The organism is Nocardioides oceani, from assembly GCF_030412965.1.
GTDB classification, from domain to species: domain Bacteria; phylum Actinomycetota; class Actinomycetes; order Propionibacteriales; family Nocardioidaceae; genus Nocardioides; species Nocardioides oceani.
This window is the reverse complement of sequence record NZ_JAUHJQ010000002.1, coordinates 48,708-62,760: the sequence shown is the minus strand read 5'-3', so window position 1 is coordinate 62,760 and position 14,053 is coordinate 48,708. Positions and strand designations below refer to the sequence as shown.

Annotated in this window: 16 protein-coding genes; 7 read left to right on the top strand and 9 right to left on the bottom strand. The window is 75.3% G+C overall.

From position 1 onward, the window contains the following. Positions 1–118: 118 nt before the first annotated feature. Both QWY28_RS05785 and QWY28_RS05780 read left to right on the top strand, forming a co-directional pair. The gene (locus tag QWY28_RS05785; protein WP_300951370.1) at positions 119–487 is read left to right on the top strand and encodes a hypothetical protein; all 369 of its coding nucleotides are present in this window, start codon (positions 119–121) and stop codon (positions 485–487) included. Beyond that, entirely contained in the window at positions 484–1,806 is a 1,323-nt protein-coding gene (locus tag QWY28_RS05780) for a hypothetical protein (RefSeq protein ID WP_300951369.1), read from the top strand. Before QWY28_RS05785 ends, QWY28_RS05780 begins: the two co-directional genes overlap by 4 nt. Here QWY28_RS05780 and QWY28_RS05775 read toward each other — a convergent pair. Next, positions 1,769–3,106: a CpaE/TadZ family protein gene (locus QWY28_RS05775; protein ID WP_300951368.1), complete on the bottom strand. Its 1,338-nt coding sequence runs from the start codon at positions 3,104–3,106 to the stop codon at positions 1,769–1,771. The genes QWY28_RS05780 and QWY28_RS05775 overlap by 38 nt on opposite strands. After that, the gene (locus QWY28_RS05770; protein ID WP_300951367.1) at positions 3,103–3,744 is read right to left on the bottom strand and encodes a hypothetical protein; all 642 of its coding nucleotides are present in this window, start codon (positions 3,742–3,744) and stop codon (positions 3,103–3,105) included. Before QWY28_RS05770 ends, QWY28_RS05775 begins: the two co-directional genes overlap by 4 nt. Positions 3,745–3,844: 100 nt before the next feature. Between QWY28_RS05770 and QWY28_RS05765 the strand changes: the two genes are divergently transcribed. After that, on the top strand, positions 3,845–4,114 hold the full coding sequence (locus QWY28_RS05765) for a helix-turn-helix domain-containing protein (protein WP_300951366.1): 270 nt from the start codon (positions 3,845–3,847) through the stop codon (positions 4,112–4,114). Between the two features lie 12 nt (positions 4,115–4,126). On the opposite strand, the gene QWY28_RS05760 is transcribed toward QWY28_RS05765, so the two are convergent. From QWY28_RS05760 to sigE, 3 genes are read right to left on the bottom strand one after another with little or no spacing between them, the layout of a single operon-like run. Further along, positions 4,127–5,521: a S1C family serine protease gene (locus QWY28_RS05760; RefSeq protein ID WP_300951365.1), complete on the bottom strand. Its 1,395-nt coding sequence runs from the start codon at positions 5,519–5,521 to the stop codon at positions 4,127–4,129. Between the two features lie 52 nt (positions 5,522–5,573). Continuing rightward, positions 5,574–6,053, bottom strand: a complete 480-nt coding sequence (locus tag QWY28_RS05755) for an anti-sigma factor (protein ID WP_300951364.1) — start codon at positions 6,051–6,053, stop codon at positions 5,574–5,576. Continuing rightward, a complete protein-coding gene (sigE, locus tag QWY28_RS05750) occupies positions 6,053–6,670 on the bottom strand; it encodes an RNA polymerase sigma factor SigE (protein ID WP_300951363.1) in 618 nt (205 codons plus the stop codon). The genes QWY28_RS05755 and sigE overlap by 1 nt, the downstream gene beginning before the upstream one ends. A 157-nt stretch (positions 6,671–6,827) precedes the next feature. On the opposite strand from sigE, the gene QWY28_RS05745 reads away from it, so the two are divergent. Continuing rightward, a complete protein-coding gene (locus tag QWY28_RS05745; RefSeq protein ID WP_300951362.1) occupies positions 6,828–7,484 on the top strand; it encodes an O-methyltransferase in 657 nt (218 codons plus the stop codon). Between the two features lie 62 nt (positions 7,485–7,546). Here QWY28_RS05745 and QWY28_RS05740 read toward each other — a convergent pair whose 3' ends face one another. After that, positions 7,547–9,625: an MMPL family transporter gene (locus QWY28_RS05740; RefSeq protein ID WP_300951361.1), complete on the bottom strand. Its 2,079-nt coding sequence runs from the start codon at positions 9,623–9,625 to the stop codon at positions 7,547–7,549. A gap of 61 nt (positions 9,626–9,686) precedes the next feature. On the opposite strand from QWY28_RS05740, the gene QWY28_RS05735 reads away from it, so the two are divergent. Then, positions 9,687–10,196, top strand: a complete 510-nt coding sequence (locus tag QWY28_RS05735) for a MarR family winged helix-turn-helix transcriptional regulator (RefSeq protein WP_300951360.1) — start codon at positions 9,687–9,689, stop codon at positions 10,194–10,196. Here QWY28_RS05735 and QWY28_RS05730 read toward each other — a convergent pair. The 3 genes from QWY28_RS05730 to QWY28_RS05720 are packed head-to-tail and all read right to left on the bottom strand — an operon-like array spanning position 10,126 to position 12,256. Next, entirely contained in the window at positions 10,126–10,464 is a 339-nt protein-coding gene (locus tag QWY28_RS05730) for a hypothetical protein (protein WP_300951359.1), read from the bottom strand. The two genes, QWY28_RS05735 and QWY28_RS05730, sit on opposite strands and share 71 nt — an antisense overlap. An 11-nt stretch (positions 10,465–10,475) precedes the next feature. Beyond that, the gene (locus QWY28_RS05725) at positions 10,476–12,059 is read right to left on the bottom strand and encodes a leucyl aminopeptidase family protein (protein WP_300951358.1); all 1,584 of its coding nucleotides are present in this window, start codon (positions 12,057–12,059) and stop codon (positions 10,476–10,478) included. 29 nt (positions 12,060–12,088) lie between these two features. Next, positions 12,089–12,256 carry a DUF3117 domain-containing protein gene (locus QWY28_RS05720; protein ID WP_166191440.1) on the bottom strand — a complete coding sequence of 56 codons (168 nt, stop codon included), beginning with the start codon at positions 12,254–12,256 and terminating at the stop codon, positions 12,089–12,091. A 183-nt stretch (positions 12,257–12,439) separates the two neighbouring features. Between QWY28_RS05720 and QWY28_RS05715 the strand changes: the two genes are divergently transcribed. Together QWY28_RS05715 and QWY28_RS05710 are read left to right on the top strand one after the other, a co-directional pair. Next, positions 12,440–13,234, top strand: coding sequence for a PaaX family transcriptional regulator (locus QWY28_RS05715; RefSeq protein ID WP_300951357.1), 795 nt, complete (start codon positions 12,440–12,442; stop codon positions 13,232–13,234). Next, complete coding sequence (locus QWY28_RS05710; protein ID WP_300951356.1) at positions 13,231–14,052, top strand: enoyl-CoA hydratase/isomerase family protein; 822 nt, start codon at positions 13,231–13,233, stop codon at positions 14,050–14,052. Before QWY28_RS05715 ends, QWY28_RS05710 begins: the two co-directional genes overlap by 4 nt. Position 14,053 lies beyond the last annotated feature (1 nt).

The following is a 14,053-nucleotide window of genomic DNA, read 5'->3' as shown; positions in this document are numbered from 1 at the left end:
CGTCGGTCGTCGGGGGCTCGTGGCCGTCTGCTGCACCAGGGACCCGTACCCCGTCGCGCTTGCTCAACGTGCGATTCTGGCAGACGTCACCCGCCGACCCCATGAGGAAAGTCACCACATGCAGACCACCCGACGACTCGCGGCGACCACCGCGGTCCTGGCCCTCACCCTCGCCGGCGCCACCGCCTGCGGCGACGACGAGCCCGCTCCGGAGTCCTCCGGCGACCCGAAGACGATCGAGGTCACCTTCGAGGGCGGGACGGTCACGCCGAACGGCGAGCGCATCGAGGTCGGGGTCGGCCAGGAGGTCGAGCTGGTCGTGCAGGCCGACGAGTCGGGCGAGATCCACGTGCACTCCACCCCTGAGCAGTCGCTGGAGTACGGCACCGGCACCACCACCCTCCCGATCACCCTGGACCAGCCCGGCGTCGTCGAGGTCGAGTCGCACGACCTGGACCAGGTGATCGTGCAGCTCGAGGTCCGGTGAGCGACGGGCGGTACCTCGCCCACGGGATCGGCGGCGCCAAGGACCTGCCGATCTCCCCCGAGCTGGCGATCGCCGGCGCGGTGGCCGCGCTGACGGTGTCCTTCACCGTCCTCGCCGTGGCGTGGCGGTCCCCGAGGTACGACGCGGCGACCTCCGGCCGCGCGGCGCCGTACCTCCAGACGGTCGTGGACGCCACGGCCTTCCGCGTCGTCCTGCGCGTGCTGGGCATGGCGGTCTTCCTCTGGGGCGCGTACGCCGCGGTGCTCGGCCAGGACCTGCTGACCAACCCGGTCTTCGGGATGTTCTACGTCTGGTGGTGGGTCGGCCTGGTGCCGCTCTCGCTGCTGCTCGGCCCGGTGTGGAAGGCGATCAGCCCGGTCCGCACGATCAACCTGGCGTTCGCGAGGATCTCCGGCAGCGACCCCGACCAGGGGGTCTTCCGCTACCCGGAGCGGCTCGGGGTGTGGCCGGCCGCGATCGGCCTCTACGCGTTCGTGTGGATGGAGCTGGTCTACCGCTTCTCCACCGAGCTGGGTCCGGTCCGGCTCTGGATCGCGACGTACGTCGCGGTGATGCTGCTCGGCGGGGCGCTGTTCGGCAACACCTTCTACGAGCGCGCCGACCCCTTCGAGGTTTACTCCTCCCTCGTCGCCAAGCTGTCCCCCTGGGCACGCCGGGACGGGCAGCTGATCGTCCGCAGCCCGCTGGCCAACCTCGACTCCGTGACGGTGCGGCCGGGGCTCGTGGCGGTGATGGCCGTCCTCTTCGGCTCCACGGCCTTCGACTCCTTCAAGGAGTCCTCGCCCTGGGTGCGCTACATCCAGTCCAGCGAGGTCTCGGTCTCGCTGCTGAACAACCTCGCGCTGCTGGCCTTCTGCGTCGGCGTCGGTCTGATCTTCGCCGTCGGCACGGCGGCCACGGGGGTGGGCCCGGGTACGTCGCGGTGGAGCCTGCCGAACCAGTTCGCGCACTCCGTGGTGCCGATCATCGTCGGCTACATCGTCGCGCACTACCTGACGTACTTCGTCGAGGTCGGCCAGCTGACGCTGATCCAGGCCAGCGACCCCCTCGGCGAGGGCCAGGACCTGCTCGGCACCGGCGACTGGAGCGTCAACTACTGGCTCTCCTACCACCCGACGCTGCTGGCCAACACCAAGGTGCTGGCCGTCGTGATCGGTCACGTCGTCGGCGTGGTCGCCGCCCACGACCGGGCGATCAGGCTGCTCCCCAAGCGGCACCAGCTCACGGGCCAGCTGCCCCTGCTGCTGGCGATGGTCGCCTTCACCGTCGGCGGTCTCTACCTGCTGTTCGCCGCCTGAGCCCGCGCCGCCCGTCGCCGGTCCCGGTCCCGGTCCCGGCGGGCGGGGGCCGGGGCGGCTGCTGGGCCGGCTGCTGGGTGGGCTGCAGCGCGTCGACGACGGCCGCCACGGCCCGCGTGGCGGGCGACTCCCCCGACTCCAGCAGCGTGCGGCCGGCGACGACGGCGCGGTCGACCCCCGCCCGGTCGTCAGGCACGAAGTGGAGCGAGGCGATCCGCCCGAAGCCCGCCACCATCGCGGCGACGTCCCGCTCGGACCACCCGAGGGTCGGCCGCATCCGGTTGACCACGACCCGCACCGGCGCGCCGCCGGTCACCTCGCCGAGCTCCACGAGACCGCGCGCCAGCCGCGAGAGGCCGACGGGGTCGGCGGTGCCGACGACGAGCAGCTCGTCGGCGGCCCCGATCGCCTCGAGCGTCAGCCGGTTGCGGCCCGGACGGGCGGGGTCGATCCCGTCCTCCTCGAGGCTGAACCCGGTGTCGACGACGACGTCACCGTGATCGCGCCCCACCTCCAGCAGGTGCTCCACGGTGCCGGCCCGGACCTCGGCCCACCGGTCGGCCCGCGGGAGCCCGGTCACGACGCTGAGGTGCTGGTCGAGGCCGCGCTGCACCGAGGTGAACCCCTCGGCCAGCGTGCCGGCCGTCGCCAGCCGGGCGGCGGACAGGAGCCCCGAGACCTCGTCGAGGATGCCGAGCTGCTGGGCCGCCGTCCCGCCGTACGGGTCGCCGTCGACCAGGATCGTGCGCCGGCGCCGGCGGGCCAGCTCCGCGGCGACGGCCGCCGCCACCGTCGTCCGTCCCGGTGCGCCGGCCGGCCCCCAGACCACCACCGCCCGGCCGCGCGGGCCCCGCGGACCCGGCTGCTCGGCGGGCGGCGCGCCCGCGTCGGGGCGGGCGGACGGCGGCGCGTGGCGCGGCATCGTCGGCGGCGCCCCAGGGGCGCTGAGCGCCGCGACCACGGCGTCGGGCAGCAGGTGCAGCGCCGCCTCGTCGACGACCCCGACGATGCCGATCCGCGAGGCGCGCAGCCGGCCGGCGTCGACCGCGTCCGCGGGGACCACCGCCACGGGCTGCACGCCGTGGTGGCGCAGGTGGTCGACGGCGGCCGCGTCGAGCCCGGGGGCGTCGATGCCCACCACCGCCACGTCGGCCTGGCCCGCGGAGGCGGCGGCGAGCAGGTCGTCGACGTCGACACACCGCTTGAGGACGACCACGTCGCGCCGTCCGTCGAAGCGGCGCAGCGCGTCGGACTCCCAGGCCGCCCCGACCCCCACGAGGAGGACGACGACCGGGTTCACGAGACCTGGGTGACGGTCGTGAGCGGGTTCTCGACCCGGGCCAGCCTGGCGAAGAACTGCTCGGCCGCGTCCTCGGCCACGGCGACGACCAGCTGCCGCTGCCCGGTGGCGCCGAAGCCCTCGTCGAGGCGGGGCGCGTCGACCACCACGACGTCGTCGAGCACCGGGCCGTCGGGGGTCCCGGCCGAGCCGGTGAGGTACACGTCGACGACCGAGCCGTCGGCCACGGCCGGCGGCACCAGGTCGACCGCGAGCGGCACGGACACCGCGCCGGTCTCGTCCACGGTGCCGACCGCGGCGCGTGGCAGCAGCTCCCCGGCGCCCACCCCGCGCACCAGTGCGAGGTCGGCCGGCAGCTCCTCCTCGACGCGGAAGTAGCGGTCGCCGGCCCCGCCGTCGGCGAACCGCACCCGCTGGGCCACGAGCTCGTCCGCGGTGACCCGGTCGCCGGCGCCCAGGTCGGCGGTGACCGCCCAGACCGCGACGGTGTCGTCGGCCGCGTCGAGCAGGCGGGCACCGCCCACGACGGACGCCGCCACGATCAGCACGCCGATCCACAGCCGGGGGTCGCGCCACCCCGGTCGGCCGGCGCGCGCCGCGGAGGGCGGCGCCGGTGGGGTCGGAGCGTCGGTGGCCACGGGGACAGTGTGCAGACGGCGGGGTCCCTCGTCACCCCGTCCTCCACAGATCGGCGGGGCACGGACGAGGACCGGGGGTCGGAGGTGCCACCATGTCCCCATGGCCGGTCCGCCCCGCTTCCTCACGCTCGCCGACGTGGCCGAGGTGCTCAACACCTCGAGCGCGCAGGTGTACGCGCTGGTCCGTCGCGGCGAGCTCCCCGCCATCAAGATCGGCGGGCGCGGTCAGTGGCGCGTCGAGGCCACCGCGCTGGAGGACTTCATCCAGCGGATGTACGACCAGACCCGCACGTTCGTCGACGAGCACCCCTTCGTGGAGGCCGGGGTCGACGCGGGCGAGGCCCGCGAGGCGGAGCCGCGCGGCGAGTGACGCCGCCGGCGCTCAGCCGGTCTCGGCGCCGAGCCGGACCGCGATCTCCCGCTCGTCGCCGTCGCGGACGACGGTGAAGGCGAGCGTCTCCCCGGGCTGGTGGGTCCGGATCGCCACGATGAGCGCGATCCCGTCGGTCACCCGCTCGCCGTCCACGGCGACGATCAGGTCGCCGGCCCGCAGGCCCGCCTCCGCGGCCGGGGTGTCCTCGAGGACCTCCTCGATCTCCGCACCGCGGCCGTCACGTTCCCCGGTCTGCACCTGGGCGCCGATGACCGGGTAGCTCGCCTTGCCGGTCCGCAGGATCTGGTCGGCGGTGACGCGCACCTGCTCGATCGGGATGGCGAAGCCGACGCCGATGTTGCCCGACTCCCCGCCACCGAGCATGCCGCCGCCGGTCGTCGCGATCGCGGAGTTCACGCCGACCACCTGGCCGCGCAGGTTGACCAGCGGGCCGCCGGAGTTACCCGGGTTGATGGCGGCGTCGGTCTGCACGGCGTTGATGTACGACGAGTCGTTGGCCGAGTCGCCGGTCGTCACCGGTCGCTTCAGCGCGCTGACGATGCCGGCGGTGACCGTCGAGCTCAGGCCCAGCGGCGACCCGATCGCGACGACACCCTCACCGACCCGCAGCGCGGTGGACGCGCCGAGCGCCGCCGGCTTCATGCCCTCCACCTCGGCGGCGTAGAGCACCGCCAGGTCGTAGACCGGGCTGCGGCCGACGACCTCCGCGTCGTACCGGTTGCCGTCCTGGTCGACGATCTCGATCGCGCCGTCGTCCTCGGCCGCGTCGGCCACGACGTGGTTGTTGGTGACCACGTGCCCGCGGGCGTCCAGCACGAAGCCCGAGCCGGTCGCGCCATTGGCCTCGCCCTCGAACGCCGCGGAGATCTGGACCGTGCTGGGCAGCAGCTCCTGGGCCACCGCCGCGACGGAGCCGTCCTCGACCTCGAGCGGCGCCTCGGTGCGGACGTCCTCCTCGTCGAGCCCGGAGCCGACGAGCGACGAGCCGGACTCCTCCTGCACCGCCTCGTAGACGATGCTGCCGAAGATCCCGCCGGCGACGCCGACGACCAGCGCGAGCGCTGCCACCAGCGGCCACATCCAGCCGGGGACCCGTCCGCGGGGTGCCGACGGGCGGGCAGCGCCGGCGGCCACCGGGTAGGGCTGGCCGTAGGGCTGGCCGTACGGCTGGCCGTAGGGCTGGGGCTGCTGCCCGGGCTGCGGGGCGTGCGGCGCGGGCCGCGACGCGTCCCACTGCATCGGCCGCGGCTGGGCGGTCGGCGGGAGCCACGAGCCGCCGGCGGCCGGAGCGGTGTCCTCCGGGCCGGGGCGGGCCTCGCCCGCGGGGCGGCCGAGGGGCTGGGTCTCCTCGGAGCCGTCCGGGCCGGGCTGCTGGTCGTTCACGACCACATCATGCCGGGCCGGTGGTCGGGCGCAGGGCGCGGCCCGGCGGCGGTCAGGGCCGGCGCGAGGTCGGGACGCCGGTGGTCGGCGACGGCGCGGGCGTGCCGATCTGCGTCACCGGGGCGCGGCGGTCGACCGGGGGCGCGTCCGCGGGGGCGGCGCCGAGCGCGATGACGCCCATGACGGCCGCGCCGACGGCGCCGCCGCCGATGGCGACGAGACCCGCCGCACGTCGTCCGCGGTGCTGCTCGCGCTCGGCCGCCATCGCGAGGAACACGTCGCCGGGGGGCAGGCCGACGGGGCCGTCGGGTCCGCAGCGCAGGGCGCCCTTGAGGTGCTCCGGCGCCCCGCCGCAGTCGCCCATCGACAGGCCGACCAGGCGCGTCTTGACCCAGCCCTCCCGCTCGACGAGGTCACGGCAGGCGTGGCAGGCGTGCACGTGCGCCCACGCCCGCTCGGCCTCGGCGGCGTCGAGCTGGCCGTCGAGCAGGGCGCTGACCTTGGCGCCGAGGTGGCCGCCGAGGTGCCCCATCACCGCTCGGCCCCGGGGACCAGCGAGTCGTGGCCGACGGGCCCGGAGTACCGCTGGCGACCGTCCGCCGGCGCCCGGTGGGCCAGGGCCTTGCGCAGCATCGCGCGGCCGCGGTGGATCCGCGAGCGCACCGTGCCGAGCTTGGCGCCGAGGATCTCGGCGATCTCCTCGTAGGAGAGGCCCTCGACGTCGCAGAGAACGACGGCGGCGCGGAAGTCCGGCGGCAGGGTCGCCAGGGCACGCTCGACGTCGTCGTCGAAGCGCTGGTCGGCGTACGCCACCTCCGGCGCGGGCGCGGGGCTGGTCAGCCGGTCGGCCCGCTCGTCGGAGAGCGCGTCGAAGCGGATCCGCTGCTTGCGGCGGGCCTGGTCGAGGAAGAGGTTCGTGGTGATCCGGTGCAGCCAGCCCTCGAACGTGCCGGGGGTGTAGCCCGACAGCGAGCGGAAGACCCGGACGAAGACCTCCTGGGTGAGGTCCTCGGCGTCGTGGCGGTTGCCGGTCAGGCGGTAGGCGAGCCGGTAGACGCGGTCGGAGTGCTGCTCGACGACCTCGTCCCACGTGGGCACCCCGGGGGTGCGTGCCTGCTCCGGACCGGGCGCTGCGTCCCGCTCGTCCATGACGGTCCCTCTCCACCTGACCACTGCGTCCCCCTCACCGTAGGTGCGCTCGCTGAGAGTTGCCTGTGAGCACGGTCGCCCACGTCCTCGCCAACGAGCCGGGGCGCGCCGGTGTTCCCGGGTGAGCCGCGCGGCCCGGGCGCGGTAGGTTCGGCGGGTGACGACGACGCCGGTGAGTGCTGCCAGCTGGAGCTATGCCGAGGAGTTCGTGGCCGAGGACGAGGTCCTCGCCGCCGCGCGCGCCCGCGCCCAGGAGGTGGGGGTGGTCGCGATCGGACCCGGCGGCGGGGCCGCGCTGCGCTTCCTCGCCTCCGTCCTCGACGCCCGGGCGGTGGTGGAGATCGGCACCGGCACCGGCGTGTCCGGGCTCTGGCTGCTGCGCGGGATGCGCGCCGACGGCGTGCTCACCACCGTCGACATCGAGACCGAGCACCAGCGCCTGGCGCGGCAGTCCTTCAACGAGGCCGGCATCGCCAGCCAGCGCGCCCGCACGATCTCCGGCGCCGCGCTCGACGTCCTCCCCCGGCTCACCGACGGCCACTACGACCTGGTCTTCTGCGACGGCGACAAGCGGGAGTACGCCGCGTACCTCACCGAGGCGCTGCGGCTGCTGCGTCCCGGCGGCGTGGTGGCCTTCGACAACGCGCTGTGGCACGACCGGGTCGCCGATCCCGCCCAGCGCGACGAGGAGACCGTCGCCATCCGCGACCTCGGCCGCGCCGTCGTCGAGCACCCCGACCTGGTCAGCCTGCTGCTGCCGGTCGGCGACGGGCTGCTGGTGGCCAAGAAGACCTGGAACCCCGAGTCCGACTGACCGGCTCGGCACGCCCCGACTCCGGACGTCCCACGGCAGTCCCGCAGGCGCGCCGCCGACCCTCAGCCGCGCACCTTCCGCGGCCACCAGAACCGGTCGCCGAGGAGCAGCGCGGCGGCGGGGACGAGCACGGTCCGGACGAGCAGGGTGTCGAGCAGGACGCCGATGCAGATGATCGTGCCGAGCTGGGCGAGCACGACGAGCGGCAGCACGCCGAGGACGGCGAAGACGGCGGCCAGCAGGATGCCGGCGCTGGTGATGACCCCGCCCGTCGCGGCCAGCGCCCGGAGCATCCCGTCGCGCGCGCCGTGCCCGGCGGCCTCCTCGCGGGCGCGGGTGACCAGGAAGATGTTGTAGTCGACACCGAGCGCGACGAGGAACAGGAACGCCAGCAGCGGCACCGACTCGTCGAGCGCGGAGAAGCCGAGGGGGCCGGTGAACAGCCACCACGCGGCGCCCATCGACGCGGCGTACGTCCCGAGCACGGTGGCGACGAGGATCAGTGGGGCGACGACGGAGCGCAGCAGCAGGAGCAGCGCCGCCAGCACGAGGCCGAGGATGAGCGGGAGGATGACGACCCCTTCGCGCGCGGCACCCTCGCGGGCGTCGATCGCCGAGGCCTCGGTGCCGCCGACGTGGGTGTCGTCCAGGCCGTCGACCGCCTCGCGGATCGCGGCGATCGCGGACTCCGCCTCGCCTGACCCGGGCGACCCCTCGAGCACCACGTTCAGGGAGGCGACACCGTCCCCCTGGGGCCCCGGCTGCACCGAGGCGACGCCCTCGGCGCCCTCGACCGCCCGCGCGACCTCCTGCGGGTCGGCGGTGGTCACGACGCGGGTCGGATCGGTGAGTCCCGCCGGGAAGGACTCCGCGAGCCGCGTCGAGGCCGAGATCGCCTCCGGCTCGTCGAGGAACTGCTCGTCCTGGTCCAGCCCCGTGCTGATGCCGAAGAGCCCGATGGTCAGCGCCGCGATCACCGCGACGGTCGCGCAGGCGAAGACGGCCGGCCGGCGGGCGACCCGGGCACCGACCCGGTGCCAGAAGGAGTCCATGTCGACCAGGGCCGCCTGCCCGGTGCGCGGGACCTTCGGCCAGAAGACCCAGCGGCCGCACAGCACCAGGGCGGCCGGCAGCACGACGAGCGCGAAGAAGGCCGCGACGACCACGCCGATCGCGCAGGCCAGGCCGAGCCCGCGGGTGGTCGGCACGACCGAGAGCAGCAGCGTCAGCAGGCCGAGCACCACGGTCGTGGCGCTGGCGAGCACCGCCTCGGCCGTCCGCGCGAGCGCGGTCGCCATGGCGGCGTACCGGTCCTCGACGTGGCGCAGCTCGTCGCGGTAGCGGGAGATCAGCAGCAGCGCGTAGTTGGTGCCGGCGCCGAAGACCAGCACGGAGAGGATGCCGACGGTGGACTCGTCCCAGGCGACGTCGAGCGCGGCCATGACCTGGGTGGAGGCGATCGCGGCGAACCGGTCGGCCACGCCGACCACGGTGAGCGGCACGAGCCACAGGACCGGGCTGCGGTAGGTGATCACCAGCAGCAGCGCCACGACGCCCGCGGTGACGGCCAGGAGCCGGAAGTTCGCGCCGTCGAAGACCGCCGCCAGGTCCGCCTGGACCGCCGCGGGGCCGGTGGCACGGGCGGTGACGCCGTCGGGCGCGGTCTCCTCGAGCTCCTCGCGGAGGTCCTCGACCTCGGCGGAGACGTCGGTCGCCGACCCGGAGGCGACCTGGACGATGGCGATGGCCGCCGTGCCGTCCTCGGCGACCGAGACGGGCCCCTGCGGCCCGCCGCCGACCGCGTCGAGGTCCTGGGCCACCGAGCGCAGCTCGTCCAGCGCGCCTCGGTCCAGCTCGCCCTCGTCGGCGGTCCAGAGCACGACCGCGGTGTCGGACCCCTCGTCGGGGAGCCGCTGCTCGAGCTCGGTGGCGAGCGTGGAGTCGAGGTCGCGCGGCAGCTGGTCCAGCGGCTCCTGGGGGCGGTCGCCCTCGCCGAGCAGCACCAGCCCGAGCAGCGCCGCGACGAGGGGCAGGAACGCGAAGAGCCACGCGGTGCGGCGCGCGACGATGCGCGAGGTGACCGGGTGCGGTCGCTGGGAGGACCGGTGCTCGGGCCGGTGCTCGGGCCTGTGGTCGGTCACGGCGTTCTCCTCGGCGGGTAGGATCTTGTTCAGCTACGAAGATGCTAAGCAGGTGAGACAAATGACCGACGGCCGAGCGCTGATGGTGGCGCTGCGCGAGCTCGTCGAGGCCGGCGCACGGATGCGGCACACCGTCGCCCGGGCCGCCGGTCTGGGCGAGCACGAGATGGTCGCGCTGCAGCACCTCAGTCGCCGCGCGATCGGCCCGGCGGAGCTGGCCCGGCTCCTGGGCGTCTCCACGGCCGCCTCCACGGGCATCGTCGACCGCCTCGCCGCGCGGGGACACGTCGTGCGTCGGGCGCACGCGGATGACCGTCGGCGCACGGAGGTGCACCTCACCGAGAGCGGCCGCGCGGAGGTGCTCGCGCACCTGTCCCCCATGCTCACGGCGCTCCGCGCGCTGGAGCAGGAGTTCGACGACCACGAGCGCGCCGTCGTCGAGCGCTACCTCCTCGGCGCGACCCGTGCCCTGCGGGAGGTGGGCGAGGGCGCCGGGTCGGTCAGCCCCGAGGAGTCGCCTCGAAGCCTTCCCAGCCCTCCGCGACCGCCACGACGTCCCACGGCTCGATGAGCACCGGCGGCGCACCGACCATCCGCGAGCCGGGGACCTCGGCGGCGCCGGCCGTGAACTCCTCCTGGAACGCCGCCCGCGCCTCGTCGCTGGCGAAGAGGTAGAGCCCCTCGAACCACTCGCCGGGCCGCACCCGCCAGGTCTTGAACCGCAGCCCGGCCATGCCCGTGAACCGCGCGTGCGAGGTGTCGGCGACGTACGCCGCCAGCTGCTCCTCGACGCCGTCGGGTGCCCCGACGAGCGACCAGCGGATGCTCAGTCCCTTCACGCGCGGCGGCCTCAGCCGATCCCGTCGAGGGGCGCGTCGCCGCCCAGCCACGCCAGCAGCGCCCGGGCACCGAAGCCGGTCGGGCCCTCGGTCCACTCGTCCATGTCGGCCGGCGCGTCGCCAACCGAGGCGACGTCGAGGTGGGCCCACGGCACGTCGCCGACGAAGTGCTGCAGGAACAGCGCGGCGGTGATCGCCCCGGGCCCGCCGGCGCCGTTGTCGGCGTCGGCGACCTTGGAGGCCAGCTTGTCCTCGTAGACCGCGGCGAGCGGCATCCGCCACAGCGGCTCACCGGCGGCGTCGCCCGCGGCCGCGATCGCGGCGGCGAGGGTCTCCCGGTTGGCGAAGAAGCCGCCGACCTGCTGGCCGAGCGCGACCTTCATGGCGCCGGTGAGGGTGGCGACGTCGACGACGACGGCCGGGCCGAGCTCGGCCACGGCGTACGCGAGGGCGTCGGCCATGACCACGCGGCCCTCGGCGTCGGTGTTGGTGATCTCGGTGGTGCGGCCGCCCCAGTGCCGCACGACGTCTCCGGGACGCAGCGCGTTGCCAGAGACGGCGTTCTCGGCCATGGGCACGAGCCCGACCACCCGCACCGGGCAACCGACGTCGGCCAGCGCGGCCATGGTGGCGAGCACGACGGCGCCGCCGGTCATGTCGCGCTTCATGTTCGTCATCGCCTGGGCCGGCTTGATCGACAGCCCGCCGGTGTCGAAGGTGATGCCCTTGCCGACCAGCACCACGGTCGGGACCTTGCGGCCCGCGCGGCGCGGCGCGTAGTCCAGCTGGACGAGCCGCGGCGGCGTCGCCGAGGCCTGCCCGACGCCCAAGATGCCGCCGAAGCCCTCGGCGGCGAGCTGCTTCTCGTCCCAGACGCGGAAGCCGAGGCCGGCCTCGTCGGCGACGCGGCGGGCCTCCTCGGCCAGCCAGACCGGGTTCTTGAGGTTCGAGGGGACCGTCGCGAGCGTGCGCGAGCGCCAGCCGGCGCCGGCCACGGCCCGCGCGCGGGCCAGCGCGCCGTCGTACGCCGCCGGGTCCAGCGCCGCGAGCACGAGCTGCTCGGCGGGCACGCGCTCGGGGGCGGCCGAGCGCCAGGAGAAGCCGAAGGAGCCGAGCACGAAGCCGACCGCGAACGGCTCGAGCCCGGTCTCGGGGTCCAGCGCCGGGACGGACGTCGCGACGGTGACCCCGGTCGTGGTGCCGGTGGTGCCGACGACCGCGCGGGCGAGCGCTGCCCCGGCCTTGCGGAAGTCCGCGGGCCGCTGGTCGCCGACGCCCACGAGCAGCACCCGCCGCAGGGCGGGCCGCTCGGGCGTGCCGAGCGGGACGGGGTAGGCCACGACCTGCCCCGCGCGGCCGGTGGCGCGCCCGGACTCCAGCAGCGCCAGGAGGTCGATGCCGAGCTGCTCGGTGACCTCCTCGGCGCCGGGGCCGAGCAGGGGTGCGGCGTCGTCCCCCTCACCGGGCACGACCGGCAGAGCCACGACCTCCGCTCCGTCGACGGCGAGCGGACGCTCCCCGCTCAGCGCGAGCCGGGGCCGGGAGTCCTGCGGGAGGGCGGTGGTGGGGTCTGCTGGACGGTCGGTGGGGGGCACGACGCGGCGTGGTGCGGGCGCTGCCGGCGTCAGCCGACGACGGCCTTGAGGGCGTCGCCCAGGGCGCCGGCCTCCTCGGCGTTGAGCTCGACGACGAGACGACCTCCACCCTCGAGCGGGACGCGCATGACGATGCCGCGACCTTCCTTGGTGACCTCGAGCGGACCGTCACCCGTCCGCGGCTTCATTGCCGCCATCCCGGCACCTCTTCTCGTCTAGCAGTCCTCGACACCGACGAGGTCCAGGCGCCCCGCCAGCCGTGTGAGATCCATTATCCCCCATCGGCGGGTGAACCGTGACCGGTCCCCACACCTCGGCCCACTCCACGCCCCCGGCGCCGACCGCCCCCGGCGCCGTCGGGACGGTGGCAGACTCCGGCCATGCTCGCGCGGTCGGCCCTCTTCGACCTCTACGGCGACCACCTCCGTGCCCGCGGCTCGCAGGCGCCCGTGGCGGCGCTGGTGCGCCTGCTCGCCCCCGTCGGGATCGCCGCGCCGGCCGTCCGCACCGCGATCTCCCGGATGGTGATCCAGGGCTGGCTGGAGCCGGTGGCGCTGGCCGAGGGGCGCGGCTACCGCGCCACCGAGCAGGCGACGCGCCGTCTCGACGAGGCACGGGCCCGCATCTACCGGCGGCGCGACGAGCCGTGGGACGGGCACTGGCACCTGGTGCTGCTCACGCCGCCGGGCGACCGCAGTGCGCGCGCCCGCCTGCGCGCCGACCTGGCCTACCTGGGGTACGCCGAGCTGGCCGACGCCGTCTGGGCCGGTCCGGTGGCGAGCCCCGAGCTCGACGGCGTCCTGGCCCGGGCCGGCGCCACGGCGCGGACCGCGCGGGCCCGCGACGTCGATCCCCCGCCGGTCGAGGCGTGGGACCTGCCGGCGCTGCGGGCGTCGTACGACGGGTGGCCGGAGCTCGCGCGCGACCTGGTGGCCCGGCACCTCGCCGCCCCGGGCGACCCGGACGAGGCGGCGTTCGCGGCGCGGTTCCACCTCGTGCACGAGTGGCGCAAGTTCCTCTTCGCCGACCCTGGGCTGCCGCCGGACGTGCTGCCGCCGGATTGGCCGCGGGCGGCGGCGGCCCGGCACTTCGCGGTGGAGGCCGACCGGCTCAAGCCCGCGGCGGACAGGTTCGTGGCCCGCTGCCTGCCCGGGGCGGCAGACTGCCCCCCATGACCGCCGCGAACCTCACGCCCGATGCACAGAACGCCCCCGTGCTCCTCGACGTCTCCGAGGGCGTCGGGACCATCACCTTGAACCGGCCCGACGCGATGAACAGCCTCGACATCGCGACCAAGGTGCTGCTGCGGGAGGTCGTCCGGCAGGTCGCCGAGGATCCCGCCGTGCGGTGCGTGCTGCTCACCGGCACCGGCCGGGCGTTCTGCACCGGCCAGGACCTCAAGGAGCACGTGCAGCTGCTCCACAACGGCGGCAGCGAGGCGCTGTTCTCCACCGTCGACGAGCACTACAACCCCATCGTCACCACGCTCGCCGGCATGGCCAAGCCCGTCGTCGCCGCCGTCAACGGCGTCGCCGCGGGTGCGGGCGCGAGCCTCGCCTTCGCCTGCGACCTGCGGCTGGTCGCCGACACCGCCGGCTTCAACCTGGCCTTCGCCAACGTCGGCCTCTCCTGCGACACCGGCGCCAGCTACCACCTGCCGCTGCTCGTCGGGCGGGCCAAGGCGCTCGAGCTGCTCTACCAGCCGCGCACGGTCCCCGCGGCCGAGGCGCTCGAGCTGGGCCTGGCCACCTCGCTGCACTCCCCCGACTCCCTCGCGGACGAGGCGCGCGCCCTCGCCGTCCGCCTCGCCGCCGGCCCGACCGTCGCCCTCGGGTCGATCCGCCGTTCCGTGGCGTACGCCGCCGGCCACACGTTCGAGGAGGCCGTGGCCTACGAGTCCTCGATGATGCAGCTCACCGGCGCGACCGAGGACCACCGGGCCGCGGTCGACGCGTTCGTCGCGAAGCAGAAGCCCGTCTTCGAGGGCCGCTGAG

What these genes read in the sequence shown, in the direction of transcription:
- QWY28_RS05765 (WP_300951366.1), top strand. Translation starts at nt 3,845, where the DNA reads ATGGCCGGTCCGCCCCGCTTCCTCACGCTCGCCGACGTGGCCGAGGTG.
- QWY28_RS05735 (WP_300951360.1), top strand. Translation starts at nt 9,687, where the DNA reads ATGACCGACGGCCGAGCGCTGATGGTGGCGCTGCGCGAGCTCGTCGAG.
- QWY28_RS05720 (WP_166191440.1), bottom strand. Translation starts at nt 12,256, where the DNA reads ATGGCGGCAATGAAGCCGCGGACGGGTGACGGTCCGCTCGAGGTCACC.
- QWY28_RS05785 (WP_300951370.1), top strand. Translation starts at nt 119, where the DNA reads ATGCAGACCACCCGACGACTCGCGGCGACCACCGCGGTCCTGGCCCTC.
- QWY28_RS05710 (WP_300951356.1), top strand. Translation starts at nt 13,231, where the DNA reads ATGACCGCCGCGAACCTCACGCCCGATGCACAGAACGCCCCCGTGCTC.
- sigE (WP_300951363.1), bottom strand. Translation starts at nt 6,670, where the DNA reads ATGGACGAGCGGGACGCAGCGCCCGGTCCGGAGCAGGCACGCACCCCC.
- QWY28_RS05715 (WP_300951357.1), top strand. Translation starts at nt 12,440, where the DNA reads ATGCTCGCGCGGTCGGCCCTCTTCGACCTCTACGGCGACCACCTCCGT.
- QWY28_RS05755 (WP_300951364.1), bottom strand. Translation starts at nt 6,053, where the DNA reads ATGGGGCACCTCGGCGGCCACCTCGGCGCCAAGGTCAGCGCCCTGCTC.